The organism is Synechococcus sp. A15-127 (assembly GCF_014280215.1).
In the GTDB taxonomy this organism is placed as follows: Bacteria; Cyanobacteriota; Cyanobacteriia; order PCC-6307; family Cyanobiaceae; genus Parasynechococcus.
The window spans coordinates 300,765-322,475 of the sequence record NZ_CP047948.1; the positions used below are offsets into that span (position 1 = coordinate 300,765).

At 63.0% G+C, this 21,711-nt stretch carries 24 protein-coding genes and 2 tRNA genes; 12 read left to right on the forward strand and 14 right to left on the reverse strand.

The window, feature by feature from the left end; all coding sequences use genetic code 11:
• Window positions 1–294 carry a hypothetical protein gene (locus SynA15127_RS01530; protein WP_186484743.1) on the forward strand — a complete coding sequence of 98 codons (294 nt, stop codon included), beginning with the start codon at window positions 1–3 and terminating at the stop codon, window positions 292–294.
• On the opposite strand, the gene ileS is transcribed toward SynA15127_RS01530, so the two are convergent.
• Both ileS and SynA15127_RS01540 read right to left on the reverse strand, forming a co-directional pair.
• On the reverse strand, window positions 279–3,200 hold the full coding sequence (gene ileS, locus SynA15127_RS01535) for an isoleucine--tRNA ligase (RefSeq protein ID WP_186484744.1): 2,922 nt from the start codon (window positions 3,198–3,200) through the stop codon (window positions 279–281). The two genes, SynA15127_RS01530 and ileS, sit on opposite strands and share 16 nt — an antisense overlap.
• A gap of 27 nt (window positions 3,201–3,227) precedes the next feature.
• The gene (locus SynA15127_RS01540) at window positions 3,228–3,710 is read right to left on the reverse strand and encodes a Ycf66 family protein (RefSeq protein ID WP_186484745.1); all 483 of its coding nucleotides are present in this window, start codon (window positions 3,708–3,710) and stop codon (window positions 3,228–3,230) included.
• A 54-nt stretch (window positions 3,711–3,764) separates the two neighbouring features.
• Between SynA15127_RS01540 and SynA15127_RS01545 the strand changes: the two genes are divergently transcribed.
• Both SynA15127_RS01545 and crtR read left to right on the forward strand, forming a co-directional pair.
• Window positions 3,765–3,846 (forward strand) — tRNA-Leu (locus SynA15127_RS01545).
• Window positions 3,847–3,900: 54 nt separating this feature from the next.
• The gene (crtR, locus tag SynA15127_RS01550) at window positions 3,901–4,932 is read left to right on the forward strand and encodes a beta-carotene hydroxylase (protein ID WP_186484746.1); all 1,032 of its coding nucleotides are present in this window, start codon (window positions 3,901–3,903) and stop codon (window positions 4,930–4,932) included.
• Here the strand turns inward: crtR and gatC are convergent, their stop codons facing one another.
• The 4 genes from gatC to SynA15127_RS01570 are packed head-to-tail and all read right to left on the reverse strand — an operon-like array spanning window position 4,933 to window position 6,930.
• Window positions 4,933–5,226: an Asp-tRNA(Asn)/Glu-tRNA(Gln) amidotransferase subunit GatC gene (gene gatC / locus SynA15127_RS01555; RefSeq protein WP_043694658.1), complete on the reverse strand. Its 294-nt coding sequence runs from the start codon at window positions 5,224–5,226 to the stop codon at window positions 4,933–4,935.
• Window positions 5,223–6,011, reverse strand: a complete 789-nt coding sequence (locus SynA15127_RS01560) for a creatininase family protein (RefSeq protein ID WP_186484747.1) — start codon at window positions 6,009–6,011, stop codon at window positions 5,223–5,225. Before SynA15127_RS01560 ends, gatC begins: the two co-directional genes overlap by 4 nt.
• A gap of 2 nt (window positions 6,012–6,013) precedes the next feature.
• A complete protein-coding gene (locus tag SynA15127_RS01565; RefSeq protein ID WP_043694665.1) occupies window positions 6,014–6,217 on the reverse strand; it encodes a hypothetical protein in 204 nt (67 codons plus the stop codon).
• Window positions 6,211–6,930, reverse strand: coding sequence for a queuosine precursor transporter (locus SynA15127_RS01570; protein ID WP_186484748.1), 720 nt, complete (start codon window positions 6,928–6,930; stop codon window positions 6,211–6,213). Before SynA15127_RS01570 ends, SynA15127_RS01565 begins: the two co-directional genes overlap by 7 nt.
• Before the next feature lie 59 nt (window positions 6,931–6,989).
• Here SynA15127_RS01570 and SynA15127_RS01575 point away from each other — a divergent pair, with 59 nt between their 5' ends.
• Window positions 6,990–7,601, forward strand: a complete 612-nt coding sequence (locus tag SynA15127_RS01575) for a DNA-3-methyladenine glycosylase (RefSeq protein ID WP_186484749.1) — start codon at window positions 6,990–6,992, stop codon at window positions 7,599–7,601.
• A complete protein-coding gene (locus SynA15127_RS01580; protein WP_186484750.1) occupies window positions 7,598–8,647 on the forward strand; it encodes an aspartate carbamoyltransferase catalytic subunit in 1,050 nt (349 codons plus the stop codon). Before SynA15127_RS01575 ends, SynA15127_RS01580 begins: the two co-directional genes overlap by 4 nt.
• On the opposite strand, the gene SynA15127_RS01585 is transcribed toward SynA15127_RS01580, so the two are convergent.
• The 4 genes from SynA15127_RS01585 to SynA15127_RS01600 form a co-directional block, all read right to left on the reverse strand.
• Window positions 8,587–10,104 (reverse strand): NAD(P)/FAD-dependent oxidoreductase, encoded by a 1,518-nt coding sequence (locus SynA15127_RS01585; RefSeq protein ID WP_186484751.1) that lies wholly within the window; start codon window positions 10,102–10,104, stop codon window positions 8,587–8,589. The two genes, SynA15127_RS01580 and SynA15127_RS01585, sit on opposite strands and share 61 nt — an antisense overlap.
• Before the next feature lie 73 nt (window positions 10,105–10,177).
• Window positions 10,178–10,519 (reverse strand): DUF565 domain-containing protein, encoded by a 342-nt coding sequence (locus tag SynA15127_RS01590; RefSeq protein ID WP_043694679.1) that lies wholly within the window; start codon window positions 10,517–10,519, stop codon window positions 10,178–10,180.
• A gap of 227 nt (window positions 10,520–10,746) precedes the next feature.
• Window positions 10,747–10,947, reverse strand: a complete 201-nt coding sequence (locus SynA15127_RS01595; RefSeq protein ID WP_028953540.1) for a hypothetical protein — start codon at window positions 10,945–10,947, stop codon at window positions 10,747–10,749.
• 207 nt (window positions 10,948–11,154) lie between these two features.
• A tRNA-Ala gene (locus SynA15127_RS01600) sits at window positions 11,155–11,227 on the reverse strand.
• A gap of 62 nt (window positions 11,228–11,289) precedes the next feature.
• Between SynA15127_RS01600 and SynA15127_RS01605 the strand changes: the two genes are divergently transcribed.
• From SynA15127_RS01605 to SynA15127_RS01635, 7 genes are all read left to right on the forward strand, one after another.
• The gene (locus SynA15127_RS01605) at window positions 11,290–11,514 is read left to right on the forward strand and encodes a DUF2555 domain-containing protein (RefSeq protein ID WP_043694684.1); all 225 of its coding nucleotides are present in this window, start codon (window positions 11,290–11,292) and stop codon (window positions 11,512–11,514) included.
• Window positions 11,504–12,799, forward strand: coding sequence for a bifunctional phosphopantothenoylcysteine decarboxylase/phosphopantothenate--cysteine ligase CoaBC (gene coaBC / locus SynA15127_RS01610; RefSeq protein ID WP_186484752.1), 1,296 nt, complete (start codon window positions 11,504–11,506; stop codon window positions 12,797–12,799). Before SynA15127_RS01605 ends, coaBC begins: the two co-directional genes overlap by 11 nt.
• 113 nt (window positions 12,800–12,912) lie before the next feature.
• Window positions 12,913–13,743, forward strand: a complete 831-nt coding sequence (locus tag SynA15127_RS01615) for a photosystem II manganese-stabilizing polypeptide (RefSeq protein ID WP_186484753.1) — start codon at window positions 12,913–12,915, stop codon at window positions 13,741–13,743.
• A 103-nt stretch (window positions 13,744–13,846) separates the two neighbouring features.
• Entirely contained in the window at window positions 13,847–15,019 is a 1,173-nt protein-coding gene (gene sat / locus SynA15127_RS01620) for a sulfate adenylyltransferase (RefSeq protein ID WP_186484754.1), read from the forward strand.
• 44 nt (window positions 15,020–15,063) lie between these two features.
• Window positions 15,064–16,911, forward strand: a complete 1,848-nt coding sequence (gene ftsH, locus SynA15127_RS01625) for an ATP-dependent zinc metalloprotease FtsH (RefSeq protein ID WP_043694696.1) — start codon at window positions 15,064–15,066, stop codon at window positions 16,909–16,911.
• Window positions 16,895–17,596, forward strand: a complete 702-nt coding sequence (locus SynA15127_RS01630; RefSeq protein ID WP_255475538.1) for a bifunctional 4-hydroxy-2-oxoglutarate aldolase/2-dehydro-3-deoxy-phosphogluconate aldolase — start codon at window positions 16,895–16,897, stop codon at window positions 17,594–17,596. The genes ftsH and SynA15127_RS01630 overlap by 17 nt, the downstream gene beginning before the upstream one ends.
• A 45-nt stretch (window positions 17,597–17,641) precedes the next feature.
• On the forward strand, window positions 17,642–18,076 hold the full coding sequence (locus SynA15127_RS01635) for a hypothetical protein (RefSeq protein WP_043694702.1): 435 nt from the start codon (window positions 17,642–17,644) through the stop codon (window positions 18,074–18,076).
• A 15-nt stretch (window positions 18,077–18,091) separates the two neighbouring features.
• Here the strand turns inward: SynA15127_RS01635 and aroC are convergent, their stop codons facing one another.
• Genes aroC through SynA15127_RS01655 form a run of 4 tightly spaced genes read right to left on the reverse strand, consistent with a single transcriptional unit; the run spans window position 18,092 to window position 21,685 of the window.
• The gene (aroC, locus tag SynA15127_RS01640; protein ID WP_186484755.1) at window positions 18,092–19,180 is read right to left on the reverse strand and encodes a chorismate synthase; all 1,089 of its coding nucleotides are present in this window, start codon (window positions 19,178–19,180) and stop codon (window positions 18,092–18,094) included.
• Between the two features lie 39 nt (window positions 19,181–19,219).
• Window positions 19,220–19,870, reverse strand: a complete 651-nt coding sequence (locus SynA15127_RS01645; RefSeq protein WP_186484756.1) for a hypothetical protein — start codon at window positions 19,868–19,870, stop codon at window positions 19,220–19,222.
• Complete coding sequence (locus SynA15127_RS01650; RefSeq protein WP_186484757.1) at window positions 19,870–20,934, reverse strand: hypothetical protein; 1,065 nt, start codon at window positions 20,932–20,934, stop codon at window positions 19,870–19,872. Before SynA15127_RS01650 ends, SynA15127_RS01645 begins: the two co-directional genes overlap by 1 nt.
• Entirely contained in the window at window positions 20,924–21,685 is a 762-nt protein-coding gene (locus tag SynA15127_RS01655) for an aspartyl/asparaginyl beta-hydroxylase domain-containing protein (RefSeq protein ID WP_186484758.1), read from the reverse strand. The genes SynA15127_RS01650 and SynA15127_RS01655 overlap by 11 nt, the downstream gene beginning before the upstream one ends.
• Window positions 21,686–21,711: the final 26 nt, after the last annotated feature.

The window sequence follows — 21,711 nt, forward strand, 5'->3', positions numbered from 1 at the left end:
ATGACGGTTGAGATGCTGGTTCGTGCGATCGAGGAGCGCAGCCGAAACCATCCCGACCGCGTCGTGCGTCTGCTGGGATCGGTGGGGGACGAGCCCCTTGAACTGCTGATCTTTCGCGGCTTCAGCAGCAGCACAACCCACCCCACGGCCTTTGACCCCGACACCTCCGTGTTGCCGGAAGGAACACGGCTTGATCGGGCGGACCTGCTGCAAGGACCCCTGAATCCCTCCAACGTGACTCTGCTCATCGGAGGGATATCTCCGGAGGATCTGCTGGCTCAGGCCAGCTGGTGAGTCCGCCGCTCCAGAACCTCCACACAGCGACCGCAGAGGTGGGGATGCTCGGGATGCCTTCCGACATCGCCTTCGTAGTGCCAGCAACGTTCACACTTGGTGCCGCGCGCCCGTGACACCTCGATCAAGGCGATCGGGTCGTCCTGACTGGCCAGCAGCTCGGCCCAGGGTTCACCCCCCAGCTGCAGCTGGGAGACCAGCAGCCAGTCGCGCAGACCATCCACGTGCACATCTCCCTGCCCGTCGAGCCAGCTGAGAGCCGACTGGAGTCCGGGGCTTCGGGCTTCGATGCGCACGGCTGCCTCCAGGGAAGCGCCCAGTTCCTGCCGGCTGCGGCAGTCCTCCAGCACCCTGTTCACTGCGGTTCTCAGCTCCCTCAACTGCTGGACAGGCTCCACCACGCTCAGGTCGCGCCACTCATGCGGAACGTCCGGCCAGCCCCGGAGAAACACCGAGTTCTCCTCTACCGGATACGGCAGGTTCTGCCAGATGTCTTCGGCCATATGGCAGAGCACCGGGGCGATCAGACCGGCCAGTCGTTCGATGATCAACGCCATCACGGTCTGACAGCTGCGCCGGCGCCGGTCGGCCGGGGCACTGACATACAGCCTGTCCTTGGCGATGTCGAGGTAGAAGTTCGAGAGGTCGGTGACGCAGAAGTTCTGCAGCAGCTGGAAGAACCGGAAGAATTCGAAGCTCTCGAAGGCTGCGGTGATCTCATCCATCACCTCGGCGCTGCGCTGCAGCATCCAGCGATCGAGCAGGGGCAGGTCTGCCACGGGGATGGCGTCGCTTGCCGGATCGAAATCGTGCAGGTTGCCCAGCAGATAACGGCTGGTGTTGCGCACCTTGCGGTAAACGTCGGCCAGTTGCCGCAGGATGCCGGCCCCGATGGGGACATCGGCGGAGTAGTCGACTGAGCTCACCCACAGCCGCAGCACATCGGCGCCGTAGGCAGGCTCCTGTTTCTGGTTCTTGCCGCCCTCGATGATCACCATCGGATCGACCACATTGCCGAGCGATTTGCTCATCTTTCGCCCCTTCTCATCCAGAGCGAAGCCATGGGTGAGCACCCGCTTGTAAGGGGCATGACCGTTGACGGCCACGGAGGTGAGCAGGGAGCTCTGGAACCAGCCGCGGTGCTGGTCGGTGCCTTCGAGATAGAGGTCGGCGGGATAGCTGAGGTTGTCTCTCTGGCTGGAGACGGCGGCCCAGCTCGAGCCGGAATCGAACCAGACATCCATGGTGTCGGTGCCTTTGCGCCATTGGTCGGCCTGGTCGGCATAGGCCGGAGGCAGCAGATCGGCCTCGTCTTTTTCCCACCACACGTCGGCGCCGTGCTCGCCGATCAGGCTCTCGATGTGAGACAGGGTGTCGGCGTTGAGCAGCACCTCTCCGCTGCTGCGGTGGTAAAAGACCGGTATCGGCACGCCCCAGGTGCGCTGGCGCGAGATGCACCAGTCGCCCCGTTCCTTCACCATCGCCTCGATGCGGTTGCGTCCCGATGCGGGGGTCCACTGCACGTCATCGATGGCGTCCAGAGCCTGCTGGCGGAAGCCGTCCACAGAGGCGAACCACTGCTCCGTGGCCCGGAAGATCGTTGGTTTCTTGGTGCGCCAGTCGTAGGGATAGCGGTGGCCGTAGGTCTCCTGCTTCAGCAGCGCTCCAGCGGCATCCAGTGCTTCGATGATCGCCGGGTTGGCGTCCCTGAGAACGTTCAGCCCAGCAAAGGGGCCCGCCTCTGAGGTGAGGGTGCCGCCTTCATCCACCGGACAGAGCACGGGGAGACCGTTCTTCTGACCGGTGTGGAAGTCGTCGACGCCATGGCCTGGAGCCGTGTGCACCAGACCCGTTCCGGATTCCGTGGTGATGTACTCACCCCCGATCACCACCGGACTGGTGCGGTCCAGCAAGGGATGGCGATACATCAGGCCTGCCAGCAGGGCTCCCTTCACTGTCAGCTTGCGGCTGAGGGGCAGTCCCAGGGTGGCTGTGAGTGTTTCGATCAGATCCGAAGCCACCAGCAGCATCCGGCCGGTGCCGTCGTCGGCGAGGGCGTAATCGAGCCGATCGTTCACCGAGACCGCCAGGTTGGCCGGCAGGGTCCACGGGGTGGTGGTCCAGATCGCGACCTGAAGGGAGTTCCCGAGGCTGGTGTCGTCGTCGGGCAGGTTGATGCCCTCGGCGTTGATGGCCTCTCGCAGAGCAGTCGGCAGTTGCACGGCGGGGAAAGCGACGAAGACGCTGGGGCTGGTGTGACCGTCGGGATACTCCAGCTCGGCTTCGGCCAGGGCCGTGCGTGAGCTTGGACTCCAGTGCACCGGCTTGAGCCCTCGGTAGATGTGGCCCTTGAGAACCATCTCGCCGAACACCCGGATCTGGGCGGCCTCGTACTCCTTCTGCAGCGTCAGGTAGGGGTGATCCCAGTCGGCCCAGATTCCCCAGCGCTGGAATCCCTTCATCTGGCCTTCGACCTGCTTGCGGGCATAGGCCGCGGCTTTCTTGCGCAACTTGATCGGTGTCAGCGCCTGGCGCTGCTCCTGATCCATCGACTGCAGAACCTTCAGCTCGATCGGTAGACCGTGGCAGTCCCAGCCCGGCACGAAGCGAACCCGGCGTCCGCGCAGAACCTGATATTTGTTGATGACGTCCTTGAGCACCTTGTTCAAGGCATGGCCCATGTGCAGGGCGCCATTGGCGTATGGAGGTCCGTCGTGCAGCGTGAACACCGCACCGCTGTTCTCCAGACCGAGGCTCAGATCAATTCCCTGTTCGGCCCAGAACCCCTGCAGCTCCGGTTCTCGCTGAACGGCGTTAGCACGCATGCCGAACCCGGTCTGCAACAGGTTGAGCGTGTCCTTGTAGGAGGGACGTCCCTCGGCGGCGTCGCGCGACTCCTTGCTCACGGGAATTTCCAGCTCCAGTGGGGATTATCAGCCCTCGGCATCGTCGGGTGCTGAGCTGGGCTCGGTACCCGGCTCAGGGGTCGCCGGGTCGTCATCGGCTCGGATCCATCGCTTCCCGGACACGCCGGACTTGCCGCTGGGTTTCAGTTGCCTGGCCAGGCCTCCCAGCCCTTCGCCGAGGCTGCCGAAGGCGGCGCCCAGCTGTTGCAGTCCTGCCAGCCAGTGGTCCGGGGAACTCAGGCGCTCCTGCTCTTCATCACTCAGGGCCCGCCAGCGGCTTTGCCCCACCTCGGCACTGAGGCGGCTGACCAGGAGGCCACCGCAGAGCACCGCCAGCATCGGGGCGCCGCGCAACCGGTCGCTGCTGGTCACCAGCACCAGACCCAGCAACAGGATCACAGCCCCCCAGACCCCATCCCGGGGTCGGCTGAGTTCCACCGCCAGGAGCGGCAGCAGCAGCAGGGCAAGACCGAACAGCAGGCAGACATCGCCACTGAGGGTCGCAAGCATCGGTCACGCCAGGTCGATGCCTTCATTGTGGATCGCTCTCTAGAGTCGGGTCAGGCCCACCTGGCGGAATTGGTAGACGCGCTGGTTTTAGGTACCAGTGGCCCAGGTCGTGGGGGTTCAAGTCCCCCGGTGGGCATTCCTTTCCCTAGCTTGGTTACGGACCGTTTCAGCTTTGGTACCAGATCTCCGGATGAACCAGAGCCCGGCTCATCGACAGCAGTTCCGCCAGGTCCGATCGGGCTATCGATCGGTTCCGCGGGAGTTCGTTGATCCCCCATCGGTGTGGAATCCCACCGTGGCGTTGTTTCTGGGTGGTTATCTCCTGGCGATGTTCACCATCTGGGGATGGTTCGTCGGCGGACTGCCTCTGCCCGTTCTCCTCTGCACAGGGTTTCTCGCCCTGCACCTCGAAGGGACAGTGATTCATGACGCCTGCCACAACGCAGCGCATCCCAACCGGTGGGTCAATCAGGCGATGGGCCATGGTTCGGCCCTTTTGCTCGGGTTCAGCTTCCCGGTGTTCACCAGGGTCCACCTGGAACACCATTCGCACGTCAATGATCCCAAGAACGACCCGGATCACATCGTGAGCACCTTCGGTCCCCTCTGGCTGATTGCTCCAAGATTTTTCTATCACGAGTGGTTTTTCTTTCAGCGTCGTCTCTGGAAACGCTGGGAACTGCTTCAGTGGGGATTCGAGCGCAGCGTCTTTGCTGTGATCGTGATCGCTGCCGCACGATTTGATTTCCTTCCGTTCATCTTCAACTGCTGGTTCGCACCGGCTCTCATGGTCGGAGTCACCCTCGGACTCTTCTTTGACTACCTTCCGCACCGGCCATTCACTTCCCGCAACCGATGGACCAACGCTCGGATCTATCCAGGGCGGGTGATGAACTGGCTGATCATGGGCCAGAACTATCACCTCGTTCATCACCTCTGGCCTTCGATTCCCTGGTTTGAATACAAACCCGCCTACGAGGCCACCAAGCCGCTTCTGGATTCGAAAGGGTCACCGCAGCGTCTCGGTATCTTTGAAACCCGCCGCGACGGCTACAACTTTCTCTACGACATTCTTGTCGGCGTCCGCAGTCACAAGTCTCGCAGCGGAAAAATGCGACGGGTTGCCAGATTCATGCCGACAGGTGCGATTCAGAAACGATGGTTGGCATTCGTCGACTGCATTGCGATCAAGACAGAGCCGAGACGTCCGCTCGGTCACTGATCATTCAGCCAGAATCCTCGGAACCCGAAAGAAATCTCCCTCGCGCTGGGGGGCCTGATTGAGAATCTCATCCCGCACAGGAGTTGGTGTGACCCTGTCTTCACGCGTCACGTTGGTGACTTCCACCGCACGCGTGGTTTCAGGAACGCCTTCGGTGTCGATGCTCTCGAGCTGACTGACGTACTCGAGGATCGATTCAAGCTGGGTGGTGTAAGTGGCGACTTTCTCGTCAGGAAGGTCGAGGCGCGCCAGCTTGGCCACCTTGCGCACGTCGTCGGCGGAGATCCGGCTCATGCCTCGCTCAGGAAACTGCGCAGATCCTCGCTCAATGCCGAAGTGGCTGTCTCAAGCAGGGCGACCCCATGGTCTGGAGTGGCCAGGAAGGGGTGGGACCCCATGCGTCCGTCCGGATGCCTGCGGCGGAAATCCTCCGGGCTGTGGATCGGTCCGGCGGGGGCCGGGTCCGGGAGATCGCGCTGCTTGCTCTGCAGGCTGGGCTCCACAGCGAGCGTGACGGCGATCTCGCTTGGGGTGGCGTGATGTCCTTCCTTGTTGCCGTAGAGCTCGCGGGCCTGTCGCATCACCGGTCCTGCCATGAACCAGTTGGACAGACGACAGCGCAGTTTCGGAGCCACCGGCAGGTCCCGGCTGGCGGCTGTGCCATGGGCCTGAGCGAAAGCGGCCTTTGTGGTGGCGATGTTGCCGCCATGGCCATTGATCACGAACACCCTTTCGAAGCCGTGCCTGGCCAGCGAGAGCACCAGATCCTGCATCACCGCGAGAAGCGTGGCCGGTTGGAGACTCATCGTTCCGGCAAAGCCGAGATGATGTTCAGCCATCCCGAAAGCCTGGGCCGGTGTCACCAGCACTCCGGTGCGGCGGCCCACCTCAAGGGCGATCGCTTCGGCCGTGAGCGCGTCGGTGCCGATCGCACCGGTGGGGCCGTGTTGTTCGGTGGACCCCAGCGGAATGATCACCCCCTTGCAGTTCTGCAGATAGCTCTCCACTTCGGGCCAGCTGCGCAGGGCAAGACGGATCGATTCGGTGGTCTCGACGGGGCCGGGCAGGCTTGCAGTCATGCTCAGTGGGCGGTGCCGTTGCCGTCGTACTGATCGGTGTTGTAGTAGCCGCCACGGGTTCCGAAGAACAGGGTCGCGAGCGGGAACAGAACCACACTGCCCAGCAGCACAGTGCCCAGGTTGAAGCCGGAAAGCGCGATGTCCATGGCGATCGGAGCAATGGCATCAGCTTGGCGGCAACGGCGCTTCGCTGCAGCGTTCAGCATTGGTCCGCGGTCAGTTCACGCCCGTCGCCGGGTACCTCCAGCCAGCGCCGCAGCCACCCCGTCAACCAGATGAACGGCAGGGTGTCGGCCAAGGCAGCCAGCAGTTTGAACAGGTAGCCGCTGGCGATGAAACTGCCCAGCTGCGGCAACACAGGCTCTCCGGGACGCACCGGCAGCACGTGAGCTCCGTAATGGCTGATCAACACCACAGCGCTGGTGTCCACCAGCTGGCTCACCAGGGTGGAGCCGTTGTTCCGCAACCAAAGGGCTCGGCCGTTTGTGAGTTTCTTCCAGAAGTGAAACAGCCGCACATCCACGAACTGGGCGGTGAGATAGGCCACCATCGAGGCTCCGATGGATCCAAAGCTCAGGGCCTGGATGGTGCGGAAGGTCGTCTCGGATGTGCCCGGCATCGCTGGCAGCAGTCCACCCAGCCACAGGATCAGCAGCACCCAGCCATTGAGAAGAAGACCCACCCACACCACCTGATTCGCTTTCTGCTCCCCCCAGAGCTCACTGATCAGATCGGTGCAGAGAAAGGTGATCGGGTAAGGCAGGGCGCCGACGGCCACAACGATCGGCCAGTTGCCGATGCTGCCGAACTGCAGAAATCGCGTCAGCCCCAGGATGTTGAGCATCCCGAGCGTTCCGAGGAACAACCCCGCCAGCACCAGGAACACCCCGTCACGGCGGGCCTGGAGGCTGCTGCTCATGGCGGCGTCCCGGAGGGGTCGTCACCACCCTGACTGTGTGTCGTTGGCCTGTCATCCGCATGCATGCGATTCCCCTTGCGTTCTTTGCCCGTCCTGCTGAAGAGGTGGGGCCGGAGCTGATCGGTTGCCGTCTGGTGAAACGTCTGCCCAATGGCGAGCTGCTCTGGGGTGTGATTGTCGAAACGGAGGCTTACGCGCAGGACGAACCCGCCTGTCATGGCCATCGACGACGCTCACCCCAGAACGAAACGCTGTTCGGAGCGCCTGGACGTTTCTATGTGTATGTGAGCTACGGCATTCATCACTGCGTGAACGTGGTCACGGACCGCCAGAACTGGGCCAATGGGGTGCTGCTCCGCGCCGTGGCGGTTCCCGGGGAGCCGGAACGTGTTGCCGCGGGGCCTGGTCTGCTGGCCCGCCGCTTCGGCATCGACCGTGGTCATGACAGCCGGCCGGTGACCGGACAACATGACGTGTGGCTGGCCCAGCGGCCGGCATCCCTCGTCAGTCCGACCCTTGTGACCACAACGCGCATCGGCATCTCTCAGGGCGAGCAGCTGCCGCTGCGCTGGTATCTGCAGGCCAGTCGAAGCGTCAGTCGCCGGGCCAAGGGGGATCGCACACCAGCGAGGGGCCTGGCCTGGTTCCCCGATGAGGAGTACGGCCGATGAGCGGTTGGCACCATCGACACATCCTTGATCTGGCGGCGTTCTCACGGGAGGACTACGCGGCTGTGCTGGAACTGGCCCATCGCTTTCGATCGCTGCCGGTCACCGGTGCGCGTCGCCTGCCGGCCCTTCAGGGACGCCTCGTGGCCACCTTGTTCTTCGAACCGAGCACGCGAACCCGCAGCAGCTTTGAGCTGGCCGCCAAGCGCCTTTCAGCGGATGTGCAGAGCTTCTCGCCCTCCAGCAGTTCCCTCAGCAAGGGAGAGAGCGTGCTGGACACGGCGCGGACCTATGTGGCGATGGGGGCGGATGTTCTTGTGGTGCGCCATCGCTCGACAGGGGTACCGAGGCAGCTCGCCAGGGATCTCGAGCTGGCCGGTGAACGCACCGTTGTGCTCAACGGTGGTGATGGCCTGCACAGCCATCCAAGCCAGGGGCTGCTCGACCTCTACACCCTGGCGCGCCATTTCGATCCCAGGCACCCCATGCCTGAAGCGCTGCAGGGCAAGCGAATTCTGATTGTCGGAGACATCCTTCATTCGAGGGTGGCCCGCTCCAACCTCTGGGCTCTCACCGCCTGCGGCGCGGATGTGGTGCTCTGCGGCCCAGCCAGCCTGTTGCCGGATGCCTTTGCGGATTTCGTGAAGGCTCCGCCACCGGGTCAGAGCGTGGACCCTGTTCCCCAGCGGGGCAGCATCCGGGTGGAACGTCGTCTGGAACGGGCTCTCGAGGGGGTGGATGCCGTGATGACGCTGCGCCTGCAGAAGGAGCGCATGGGCCAACAGCTGCTCACCACCCTTGAGCGATATCACCGCGATTACGGCCTCAGCCACGAGAGGTTGTCCCAGTGCGGACAGACCGTACCGGTGCTGCATCCCGGGCCGGTCAACCGGGGGGTTGAGATGACCGGCGCTCTGCTGGATGATCCGGTGCTGTGTCGGGTTGAGGAACAGGTGCGGAACGGCGTGCCGATCCGCATGGCTCTTCTCTATTTGATGGCCGCTGCCGAATCGGCTTCAGAACCCTCACTGGTCTCCATCAGCTCCTGAGTCTGTGGATGCCCCGTCATCTGGTGGGAGTAGTAGTCCATGGCCGCCTTGAGAGCGGCATCCGGCTCGGCGATCGACACCCCTTCACCGGCTTGCATCGGGAAGTGGGCGTCCACGGCATCGAGGGCCATGTGCTGGCTGGGCATGCCGGTGAGCAGGATGGAAGCGCGCTGCTGGGTGAGCAGCGCGAAGATCCATTTGATCGACAGGGAGATGCGGTTCTCCCATTCGGGGATCAGCACCAGGTGCACGAACGCCCAGAGGATCCAGCCGATGCCGTCGGCGAAGCGCAGGCCCCGAAGATCAGCGACTGCACTGGCTCGGTCGAGCACGGCCATGCTGCCGAAATCGAAGTACTGAAAGGTCGGTCTGGGTCTTTCGGAGACGATCGCGGCGATATCCCTTCCGATATAGGTTCCGGCCTGTTTGGCGGGAGACGCCATGCCGGGCAGAGGCTTGCCGTCGGTGGTGTGGCCATAGCGGCTGAGGTCACCCGCGACACGGATCTCGGGATGGTCAGGGATCGAGAAATCGTGCTGAACGATCACCCGTCCGCCCCGGTCCACTTCGCAGCCGGTGGCTTCGGCGAGTTTCTTGCCGAGGTGGGATGCGCGCACCCCCGCGGTCCAGATCACGGTTGCGGCCTGGATGCGGACATCACCGTTCGGGGTGCCCACGATCAGCTCGCCCGGGCGCATGGTCTGCACACGGCCCTTGGGCAGGAACTCGATGCCGTCGTTCTTGAGCGATCGCAGAGCTGCCTCCGACAGCATCTCCGGCATGGCCTTCAGAACCCGGTCGCCAGGATCGACCAGAACGATCCGGGTCTTCTTCGGATCGAGCTGTTTGAAAGCGTTCTTGAGAGCCCACTGCATCAACTCTGAGACCGCACCGGCCATTTCGCAGCCGCTGGGACCGGCCCCGACGATCACCACGGTCTGCAGGAACTGACGAGCATCGGGATCCGGAGTCTGTTCGGCCTGTTCCATGGCCATCAGAAGCCGTCGACGGATTTCCTCGGCGTGTTCGAGGATCTTCATCGGCGGCGCGAAGGTGCGCCATTCGTCGTGACCGAAGAAGGTGCTGCCGGAACCGGTCGCCAGCACAAGGTGGTCGTAGCTGTAGGCCTTGCCGTTGAAGACGATCTGCTTGCCTTCCGGGTAGACGTTGGTCACCTCCCCGAGGAGCACCTGAACGTTGCGCTGCTTGCCGACCAGTTCTCTCAGTGGGGTGGCGATGTCACCGCGGGAGACGAGCCCGGTGGACACCTGATAGAGCAGGGGTTGGAACAGGTTGAAGTTGCGCTTGTCGATCAGGGTGATGCGCACATCGGCCTTGGCCAGAGCCTTGCAGGCGTGCACCCCGGCGAAGCCGCCGCCCACGATCACCACATGAGGGGCATGGCGGAGGCGTTCTTCTGGGGGCTCCAGCTCCAGGAAAAAATGATCGCCGGCCATAAGGCTTCCGAACAGATTTATCCGAAGGCTATGAAGCGTGTCCTGTTTTGTCGGTGTCAGCGAATCACCTTGTTTAAATGAGCTTGAAGGCCTCGAGGAACAGGCCGTAAAGCAGGCCGATCCGGCTCATGTCCAGGATCTGGAACAGCACTGGAGAGCGTTCTCCGGGCTGGGCCGGTCGTCGCAGACGCACGGTGAATTCGGTGCCGATCACCACCAGCAGAGCCGCAACCGGGTCGATCTGACCAAGCGCGCCGGACACCGTGGTGATGGCTGTTCCCAACAGAAAGCCGATCAGGAGGCCGATCAACCGGAGTGACAGACGCCGCCAGGGGTTTCCCGCCCAACGCTCCAGGCGACGGTTGGCCTGGCCGAGGTTGGATTGGAGCCGGGTGGACTGGAGACGGGAGATCATCGTCTCGGATTGCTGGAAAAGAGGCAGGGATGGGTTCTGGTGATCCCCATCACCCGACCAGCGGACCCTGCCGAACTCTGTCTACACCACAGCTGGGGTTTGTGCAGGCATCATCCGCTACAGATAGGGGATTCCAATAAAAAAGCCCGGGAGGATCCCGAGCCGGGTGATGGGGACTGGCGAAGCAAAGCTTCTCCGCATTGGTTTGGCAAGCCGCCTGTCAGGGCTCAGCTGCTCTCCGCCTTGGCCTTGCGGGATGACTTGCCTTCGAGCAGCTCCAGAAGGGCCTCCATCTGGGCCATCACCCCTCGGACTTCGCCTGCTTCCGGAAGCAGACCGTCCTCCATGACGCCCTGATGCATCTCACGGAGCTCCTGACGGATGTAACGCAGGTGGCTGACGACCTGCTCACGCTTCGACTGCGACATCGACAACAGGAAATTTCACTCTTCCCTTTTACCGCATTGTGTGTCAAGAGCGGCTCTGATCCGCCTGACTGATCCCCGCGGCAAAGGCCAACAGTGCATAGGTGATCAGTGCCACAGGACGCACCAGAACGCTGATCAGCACGAGTGTCGACACCCCCGTCAGCACCAGGGGGCGTCGACTTCTCCAGCAGGTGTGGAAAACCGCAGTGGAGAATAGGGGATTCGAACCCCTGACCTCTGCGGTGCGATCGCAGCGCTCTACCAACTGAGCTAATTCCCCGCCACGTCAAGCTAGCCGCAGGACTCTGGGCCACACTTGGCGATGAGCTTCCCATCGCAGCGATGCAGTCCGTTTCCGCCGGCGCAACGATCACGCCTGAACGACTTGCCTCCTTTGATGAGGTCTCCGTCGCGGAGCTTGCGCGACGTCTGGATGAGGACGACTACTCCACGCCGTTCGATGGGCTGTCCGATTGGCATCTGCTGCGGGCGTTGGCCATCCACCGTCCTGATCTGACGGCTCCCTACGTGCATCTGGTTGACCAGGAACCATTTGATGAGGACTGAGCAGCCGTCTGATCCGTTGCAGGGTCGTCGGCTGCTGGTGGCCGCCAGCGGCAGCATTGCGGCCGTCAAGACTCCGCTGCTGGTCAGCGCGCTGGTGAAGTCGGGTGCCGAGGTCCGCTGTCTGGTCACGCCCAGTGCTGCGGAACTGGTCAGTCCGGTTGCTCTGGCGAGTCTCAGTCGTCACCGCTGCTATCAGGATGGAGACGAGTGGAGCCCGAGCTGCAGCAGGCCACTGCACATCGAGCTGGCGGAGTGGGCGGAGCTGGTGCTGGTGGCACCGCTCAGCGCCTCCACGCTGGCTCGCTGGACCCAGGGCCTCGCGGATGGCCTGCTGGCCAGCCTCCTGCTGGCCTGCGAGTGCCCGGTTCTGGCCGCTGCCGCGATGAACACGGCCATGTGGAGGCATCCTGCGGTTCAGGGGAACTGGCAGACGTTGCACGGCTTCCCGAATGTGGTGCCCCTGCAGCCCTCAGCCGGTCTGCTGGCCTGCGATCGAATCGGTGACGGGCGCATGGCGGATCCGCAGCTGATCGAACTCGCAGCCGCCTCACTGTTGAACGGTGAAGGCCAGAGGGCGATCGTGCGTCGGGACTGGCAGGGGAGGCGTCTGCTCGTGACGGCTGGAGCCACCGAGGAGCGCCTTGATGCAGCACGGTTGCTCAGCAACCGCAGCAGCGGTCGCATGGGTGTTCTGCTGGCTCAGGCAGCCAGGATGCGCGGCGCCGATGTGGATCTCATCCATGGCCCGCTGCAGGTGCCTGATGCCTGGCTGGAGGGGTTGAACGCCCATCCGATTTCCTCGTCCCAGGATCTTGAGCGGGAGTTGGTTCGCCATCAGCCCGCTGCCGATGCGGTGGCGATGCTGGCCGCGGTCGCTGATCTGCGTCGCCGCGATGGTGGGCTCGCTGAGAAACCCGCCAAACAGGAGCTCCCCGGCCTGATGCAGGCGGGTTGGCAGGAGGTTCCGGATCTCCTGCGTGGCCTGGTGCTTCGTCGTCCACCGGGGCAGAGGCTGCTGGGCTTCGCGGCGCTCACCGGATCTGATGAGGAGCTGCTCAGTCGTGGGGAGGAGAAGCGCATCAACAAAGGGTGCGATCTTCTGTTCGTCAACCCGATCGACCGGCCCGACCAGGGGTTCTCCGTTGACCGGAACGGTGGCTGGTTGCTCGGAGGCGGAGCGGCTGAGCACCTGCCGGTTCGCTCGAAGCTCGCCCTCGCCCATAACCTGCTGGATCGCCTGCTGGCACTGAAGCCCTGTCTCGAGGCGCGTCCGACAAGTTGTTGAGAGCTGCAAAAGGCCAGCCTGGCAGTCGATTTCAGCCTTGTAGGATCCGCAAACCTCGGCCTGATCAGTCGATCAGCCGAACCTCAGCGTTCTCCAGCCGACCGGCTTCTCCCATGCGCATCCGTCCTCTGCTGGCCGTCGTGCTGGCGCTCTGCCTCACCTTCTTCACCACGGCCTGCAGTGGTGACAGTGAAGCTGTCCAGCGTGGCGCGTCCAACGTCACTTACGACGACATCCACAACACGGGCAAAGCCAACGATTGCCCCACGATCGGCGATTCCGCCCGTGGTTCGATTCCACTCAATGTGGGTGGCAGCTACGAACTGCGCGATCTCTGCATGCATCCTGTTCAGGTGTATGCAAAGGAGGAGCCCAAGAACATCCGCCAACAGGCTGAGTTCGTTGAAGGCAAGATCCTCACTCGCTACACCTCCAGCCTGGATGAGGTCTTCGGTGATCTCACCGTGACCGAAGCCGGACTGGAATTCCAGGAGAAAGGTGGCATCGACTTCCAGCCGATCACCGTCCTGGTGCCAGGAGGCGAGGAGTTTCCCTTCACCTTCTCCAGCAAGTCCCTGAAGGCCACCGCTGACGGCGCGGCACTGACCACCAGCACGGACTTCGAGGGCAACTACCGCACCCCCAGCTACCGCACCAGCAACTTCATCGATCCCAAGGGCCGGGCCCTCACCACCGGTGTGCAGTACGCCCAGGGTCTGGTGGCACTGGGAGGCGATGACGAGCAGTTGGAGAAGGACAACAACAAGCGCTACATCGATGGTGTTGGCACCATGAGCCTCTCGATCACACAGGTTGATCCTGAGACAGGCGAATTCGCCGGCGTTTTCAGTGCCATTCAGCCCTCGGACTCCGACATGGGAGGCCGTGAAGTGGTGGACATCAAGATCACCGGAGATCTTTACGGCCGTCTCGAAGAGTCCTGATCCCCTTTCGACCCGTCCATTCACTGTGAAGGGGCCTTCGGGCCCCTTTTTTTGTGTTCATCGCAGCCGTCTGGGAGAATCTCGCCGATTCGGTCCCTCACTCATGACAGCCAGCGCTTCTGCAGCCGCCCAGCGATCCGGCGTGATCGCTCCCTACGGCGGTTCGTTGGTGGATCTGATGGTGCCGGAATCGGATCGTGGTGCGATCCGTGCATCGGCCGGCAAGACCCTTGAGTGCTCCGATCGCAATGCCTGTGATGTCGAGCTGCTCACGGTCGGTGGGTTCTCCCCCCTCCACGGCTTCATGCATCAGGAGGATTACGACGCGGTGGTCGCCGGACACCGGACGGCAGCAGGTCAGCTGTTCGGCCTGCCGATCGTGATGGACACCGATCGCGAGGACGTGGTGGTTGGCGACAAGGTTCTGCTCACCTACAAAGGGCAGGAGCTTGCTGTTCTCCATGTGGAGGACAAGTGGGAGCCGAACAAGGTTGTGGAGGCCAAGGGCTGTTACGGCACAACGTCGATCGAGCACCCTGCGGTTCGCATGATCAGCATGGAGCGGAAGCGCTTCTACCTGGGCGGCAGCCTCAAGGGTCTGGAGCTTCCCCAGCGGGTGTTCCCGTGCAAGACCCCGGCCGAGGTGCGGGCTGACCTTCCCGACGGTGAGGACGTGGTGGCCTTCCAGTGCCGCAACCCGATCCACCGTGCTCACTACGAACTGTTCACGCGGGCGCTGCATGCCCAGAACGTGAGCGAGAACGCTGTGGTGCTGGTGCACCCCACCTGCGGACCCACCCAGCAGGACGACATCCCCGGCGCTGTGCGCTTCCAGACCTACGAGCGTCTGGCTGCCGAAGTGAACAACGACCGGATCCGCTGGGCCTATCTGCCCTATGCCATGCACATGGCCGGCCCGAGGGAGGCCCTGCAGCACATGATCATCCGCCGCAACTACGGCTGCACCCACTTCATCATTGGCCGCGACATGGCCGGCTGTAAGTCCTCCCTTACCGGTGACGACTTCTACGGCCCCTACGACGCCCAGAACTTCGCCAAGGAGTGCGCTCCAGATCTCACCATGGAGACCGTGCCCTCCCTCAATCTCGTCTACACCGAGGAAGAGGGATATGTCACCGCTGAGCACGCGGAGGCCCGCGGTCTGCATGTGAAGAAGCTGAGCGGAACCCAGTTCCGCAAAATGCTGCGCAATGGTGAGGACATCCCGGAGTGGTTCGCCTTCCGCAGCGTCGTTGAGGTGCTTCGGTCGGCCTGAGCTCTCATGGACCCGTTAACATTCCTTCACTTGGGAGGCGAACCTTGAACAAGCGCTGGAGAACCATCGGTCTGACGGCCCTTCTTGTCTTGGCAATCGTTGTGATCGCCCCGGCCTTCCTCGGTGGTGGCAACACCCAGCAGGAAGCGCGGACCATGCGCTATAGCGATTTCGTCGAGGCCGTTCAGGAGAATCAGGTCAGTCGGGTTCTGATTTCACCCGACCGCGGCACCGCGCAGGTTGTTGAGAACGATGGGCGCAGAGCCGAGGTGAATCTCGCTCCTGACAAGGAATTGCTGGGTCTGCTGACTGAGCACAACGTTGATATCGCTGTCCAGCCCTCGAGCCAGCCGAGTGCCTGGCAGCAGGCAGCCGGCAGCCTGATCTTCCCGCTGCTGCTCCTGGGCGGCTTGTTCTTTCTGTTCCGCCGGGCTCAATCCGGTGGTGGTGGCAATCCGGCCATGAATTTTGGCAAGAGCAAGGCCCGCGTTCAGATGGAACCTTCGACGCAGGTCACCTTCACCGATGTGGCCGGCATCGAGGGCGCCAAGCTCGAACTTACGGAGGTCGTTGACTTCCTCAAGAACCCAGAGCGGTTCACAGCCGTCGGCGCAAAGATCCCCAAGGGTTGTCTGCTGGTCGGTCCCCCCGGCACCGGCAAGACGCTTCTGGCAAAGGCTGTGGCTGGTGAAGCCGGAGTTCCCTTCTTTTCGATCTCGGGTTCTGAGTTCGTCGAAATGTTCGTCGGCGTCGGCGCGAGCCGCGTTCGCGATCTGTTCGAACAGGCCAAAAAGAACGCTCCCTGCATCATCTTCATTGACGAGATCGATGCGGTCGGCCGTCAGCGGGGTGCTGGCCTCGGCGGTGGAAATGACGAGCGCGAGCAGACGCTCAATCAGCTGCTCACCGAGATGGATGGCTTCGAGGGCAACACCGGAATCATCATCATCGCGGCCACCAACCGTCCTGATGTCCTGGATGCGGCCTTACTGCGTCCCGGTCGTTTCGACCGTCAGGTGACCGTCGATCGTCCTGATTACTCCGGCCGTCTTCAGATCCTTGGTGTTCATGCCCGCGGCAAGACCCTCGCCAAGGATGTTGACCTCGACAAGGTGGCCCGCCGCACTCCCGGATACACCGGCGCTGACCTCGCCAACCTGCTGAACGAGGCTGCGATTCTCGCGGCCCGGCGTGAGCTCACGGAAGTGAGCAACGACGAAATCAGTGATGCGATCGAGCGCATCATGGTTGGTCCTGAGAAGAAGGACGCCGTGATCAGCGAGCGCAAGAAGTGGCTCGTGGCTTATCACGAAGCCGGTCACGCGATCGTTGGCGCCCTGATGCCTGACTACGATCCGGTCCAGAAGATTTCCATCATTCCCCGCGGCAACGCTGGTGGCCTCACCTTCTTCACTCCCAGTGAGGAACGCATGGAGTCAGGTCTTTACTCCCGTGCCTATCTGCAGAACCAGATGGCTGTCGCTCTCGGCGGCCGTGTCGCAGAAGAGATTGTCTACGGAGAAGACGAAGTGACCACGGGCGCATCGAACGACCTCCAGCAGGTGGCATCCACCGCTCGCCAGATGATCACGAGATTCGGAATGAGCGACAAACTCGGGCCGGTGGCCCTGGGTCGTTCCCAAGGCGGCATGTTCCTGGGTCGCGATATCGCTGCTGAACGTGATTTCTCCGAGGACACGGCATCCACCATCGATCAGGAGGTGTCGGATCTTGTTGATGTCGCCTACAAGCGAGCCACCAAGGTGCTGGTTGATAACCGACCTGTTCTCGATGAGCTGGCCGAGCTGCTCGTCGAGCAGGAAACAGTTGATGCCGAGGAGCTGCAGGAGCTTCTGATCACCCGCGACGTCCGCGTTGCCGAGTACGTCTGATCGGCCGGAATCCGTTTGGCGATCAAGGCAGGATGCCCTGATCGCCTCCCTCCAACAGCAGCCTCTGCTGGTTGTGGTTCGTCCGGATGAGCAGGATCTTGCCGGCCAAGCCGGCTCCGGTTCACTCCTCGACCAGCTTCGTCTGCTTCAGGACAGCGGGCTTGTTCATGTGGAGGTGGCCTGGCGGGACCACCACCTCTGGTCCCCATTCATAAGACGGCTGAGAGAAACCTGTCCGCAACTGCTGGTTGGCGCAGCCTCCGTTGTCCAGCAGGAGGCTCTCGCAGAGCTGGCGGATCTGGATCTCAGTTACGCCATGTCACCCTGCTGGGATCCAATCCTGCTGGATCAGGCGCGTCGGCAGGGGATTCTTCTGGTTCCGGGGGTGTTCAGCCCTACGGAAGTGATGCAGGCGATCCGTTGCGGGTGCCGGTTGGTCAAGCTCTTCCCGGCGGCAACCCTGGGATGCCGCTACTGGTCGCGTCTGCTGGTTCCACTTGGGGAGCGCCCGGCCGTGATCGCCGCCGGTGGTCTGGCCGTTTCCGATCTTGAGCAATGGTTGTCGGCTGGCCATGACGCCGTCGCTCTTGGGCGTCGGGTCATCGGGCCGGATGGCGTCGATGAGCATCTGCTGCGCTGGCTGCAGGCTTCGCCGATGGAGCGGAGATGCCACCCCACTGGTTGACATGCGTCCAGGATGCTACAGATGAGATAGCTGTTTCTCTGCGTCATGTCGCAGCTCACCATCAAGCTCAGCGACAAGGCTGATGCCCTGATCGCTCAGTTGCAGAAGGAGATCTTCAACCGTCGTCGCAAGAAGGTCTCTGCGTCCGGGGTCGTCGAGACTCTGGTGGAAAGCGGCGCAAAGTCTCAGTCCGACAAGCGGTTCGCCACATCCTGGACCAACCTGATCAAGGACATCGAGAAGGCCGCCAAGCTCGCCTACGCCCACGGAAGCAAGCCATCCACTCTCACGGATGAGGAATGGGCTCTGGTTCTCAATCACAGAAGCCGCTCCTCCGCGTCCCGACCTCGCAAGACGATCAAGAAGAAAGCGGCTGCCCAGAAGCCGTCCCGTCGCACCCGCACCCGCAGTTCCGCTCAGCCTGCCGCTGAGTCTCAGGCTGTCAGCAGCAACGGCAAAGCTCCCGTCACCTCCGCCTGAGGTCGGCCCCCGGCTTCACCAGAGGCTGCATTGCCCCTGCTGACGCAGCAGGTGATCAGCGAGAACCAGGGAGACCATCGCCTCCACCATCGGCACGGCCCGCGGCAACACGCACGGGTCGTGCCGTCCCTTGCCGGCCAGCGTCGTGGCGTTGCCTTCGGCATCCACCGTCTGCTGTTCCTTGCGGATGGTGGCCGTCGGCTTGAAGGCAACGCGCAGCACGATCGGCTCACCGTTGCTGATGCCTCCCTGAATGCCGCCGGAGTTGTTGGTGGCGGTTTGCAGCCGCCCCTCCTCAGTCGGCACGAAGGCATCGTTGTGCTCGCTGCCCTTCAGCAAGGTGCCGCCGAAGCCCGAGCCGATTTCGAAGCCCTTCGTTGCCGGCAAGGACATCACCGCCTTGGCCAGGTCTGCCTCGAGCTTGTCGAACACGGGCATGCCAAGCCCCATGGCGGGCTGACGCACAACGCACTCGATCACACCGCCGCAGGAGTCGCCCTCCCGACCGATCGCCTCGATCCGCTCGATCATGGCTTTGGCGGTGGCAGGGTCGGGACAACGCACGATGTTCGCTTCCACGTCCGCTAACGACACGCTCTGCTGGTCGATGTCGGCCTCGATGGTGTGAATCCGTTTCACCCAGGCCAGCACCTCCGTGCCGGCCGCTTTGTGCAGCAGCTGTTTGGCGATCGCACCAGCTGCCACCCGGCCGATGGTTTCGCGCGCGGACGCGCGGCCGCCGCCGCTGCGTGCCTGGATGCCGTACTTCACCTGGTAGGTGGCATCCGCATGGGACGGACGGAACGCCACTGCCATGTCCTTGTAATCGCCGGGTCGCTGATCCTTGTTGCGCACGACCATGGCGATCGGCGTCCCGAGGGTGATGTCGTCCATCAGGCCGCTCAGCACTTCCACCTGATCCGCTTCCCGTCGTGGCGTGGTGATATGGCTCTGGCCGGGACGACGGCGGTCCAGTTCCGCCTGGATCATCGCCACGTTCAGCTTCAACCTCGGCGGACAGCCCTCCACGATCACGCCGACGCCGCCACCGTGGGATTCCCCGAAGGTGCTGATCCGGAAGAGATCGCCAAAGCTGCTTCCCATGGGTCAATGCCGTTCGTCGAAGGCTACGGGCAAGACTCCTCAGGCGTCTTCCACCACAAAGGACTGGCCGGCCTGAGAGAACGTTCGGTAAGGGATGAAATTCAGATCCGGCCTCAGCATCTGCAGCTCCTCCAGACCATGCCGGGCTCCGGAACGATCAAAGCGGCTGAAGCAGAAGTAGTGCTCGAAAGCCAGAATCATGCCGTTGGTCAGCTTCGGTTCCAGCCAGCGCAGCACCGCTCGGACGGCGCTGAACTGCTGACAGCTGATGCTGGCCAGCGCGATGCGCGATGGCTCGGTGACGGTTGCATCGAGAGCGGTGAGATCCACGCGGCTGATGCGGCAGGCATGCGTCGGGAGACCAGCCAGACGACAGCGTCGCCGGAACCCCCCCTCCGAGATGGTTGCGGTCCCGGCCAGCCAGCGCGGGTGCAGGTCCTGGGCCGTTCGGGCTGCCGGCAGGGGCTCGAAACTGCCCATGGCCCAGATCTGCCGCTGCGTCGGCTGGGAGCGGATGGCGCGCCAGGCCAGGGGCACCTGGCGGAACCGTTCACAGCCGAATTCGGCGAAGTCTCCCTCGATCCTGTTGAAGTGGAGCAATCGGAACGCGATCTTGAAGAACCCGGCGATCTCGCGATCGTCCTGTCGCCGTTGGGCCAGCGATGCAGCGAGGAAGCGGATTCTCTCCATCACGGCTCGGTCTGCGGCCGCATCGTGCCGGGTTTCACCTCGATCGACTGGAGCAGCTCCAATCCCTCGCGCAGGGTCGTCTGCCAGTCCCTCCCCCGGCGCCGGATCAGGCGTGTGTTGGGGTAGAAGGGCGACCGCTCCTGATGATCCGGCCAGGTGGTGACGCTTTCATCGTCAAGCACCACGACACAGGGGATTCCCAGCGCTCCTGCCAGGTGGGCTGTGGTGTTGCTGATGGTGAGCACCCGGCGCACGGAGGCGATCTGACCGGCATAGCCATCAAGGTCCAGGAACTGATTCACAGGTCGTGAGGTGCGGATCGGCCTGCCGCTCCGTTGAGCGAGCATTCTGCGGCCGGCGGCCCGCTCGCGGTACTGCAGCGATTGAATCCGTCCCTGCACCGTTCTCAGCACCTCGGCCCAGTCGTCGAGATCCGGCAGGTTCTTGTACATCGCCTTCGAATACCAGGAGATGCCCAGGCCACGGCGCTCGGTCTCGGGCGAAGGCGGTGGCTTGAGCGGCAGAAAGCCGTTGCGGATGCTCTCCTCATCGCGACCGTAGAAGTAGGCGAGTTGCTCGTAACTGGTGACGGGCATGCGCAGCTTGGGGTTGATCTCTGAGATCTCGCTGATGAAGCGCACGGCAGGAAAACTGCGCTCGAACAGAGGAACCAGCCGTTCTTCGGTCAGAACCACCACGACCGGAACCTCCTGAACTGCCCGGGCAGCCAGGTGCACCTGGCGCAGTTCATCGCCGAGATCCCTCAGCCGACGTTGCACGAACAATCCCTCGACGCGCTGGCGCGGACCCCGCCATGGCAGTCCTGAGCCTGGATTCTCCAGTTCGGAGATCTGGTGGAACGTGCGCCAGGCCTCCTTGTAGTACCCGAAGCGCTCCATCTTGTTGGCGCTTTCACGCATGCTGCGCAGATCCCCGACCGATCGCGCCAGCGCGGCCTGTTCCGCATGCCAGCAGAGATTGTTGAAACTGATCCGCTGGACCGGCCTCGGCGGACGGAACCGTTGGATCAGTCGCCTTCCGATGCCATTCAGCTCAGACGGCACCGGCGGTTCCCTCACCAGGGTCACTTTTCAGCAGCGCGCGTTGGCGCATGCACTGCACGTGCTGCCAGAGCTGGGCTCCCCAGAGGAACAGCCATCCAAGTCCGATCAGCCAGAACGGCTGGTCGTGGCGAAACACGTCGAACAGCAGCACCACCCGTGGCTGATCCGACCGGTTCACGGCCGAATGCAGGAACGTGTCATCCCAGAGCAGGCCTTCACCTTCATGGAGGTGATACGTCGTTCCATCGATGAGCAGTTCGCAGGAGGTACTCCCATCCGCGAGTGTCTGCACATAGAGCGGCAGGTGGTAGCGCCACACGCCCTTGAACGGTCCTCGGTGGGGGCGGAGCACCTTGCCGGGAGGGAACAGGCTCACCGCTGCGGAGACAACATCGCGATGGCGCGCCAGAAAACTCCTCAGGGTGGGGATCAGGGCCTGATTGGCGGGGTAGTCGTAGCCGTAACCCCGCAGCGGCAGCATGCCCCAGACCTTCCGGTCGAATTCATAGAGCGTCCGCTGCTGCTCCATGATTTCGTGGTTCGCCGGCAGGCGACCGGAGAGTGCCACCTCCAGGGTTTCACGACGGATGTCGGTGTACGCGTTCTGTAGTTCTCCGCTGGCGGGGAAGTGAGCCGACGTGTTCACCACCGGCGGGTTCTTCAGCCCCTTCTCGTAGCACCAGCGTGTCAGCTCCCTCCAGAATCTGTAATTCCAGGGGCCCCAGCGGAGCAGCGTCTTCCGCACCTGCATGGCTCAGATTGGGCTGAAGCTTGGCA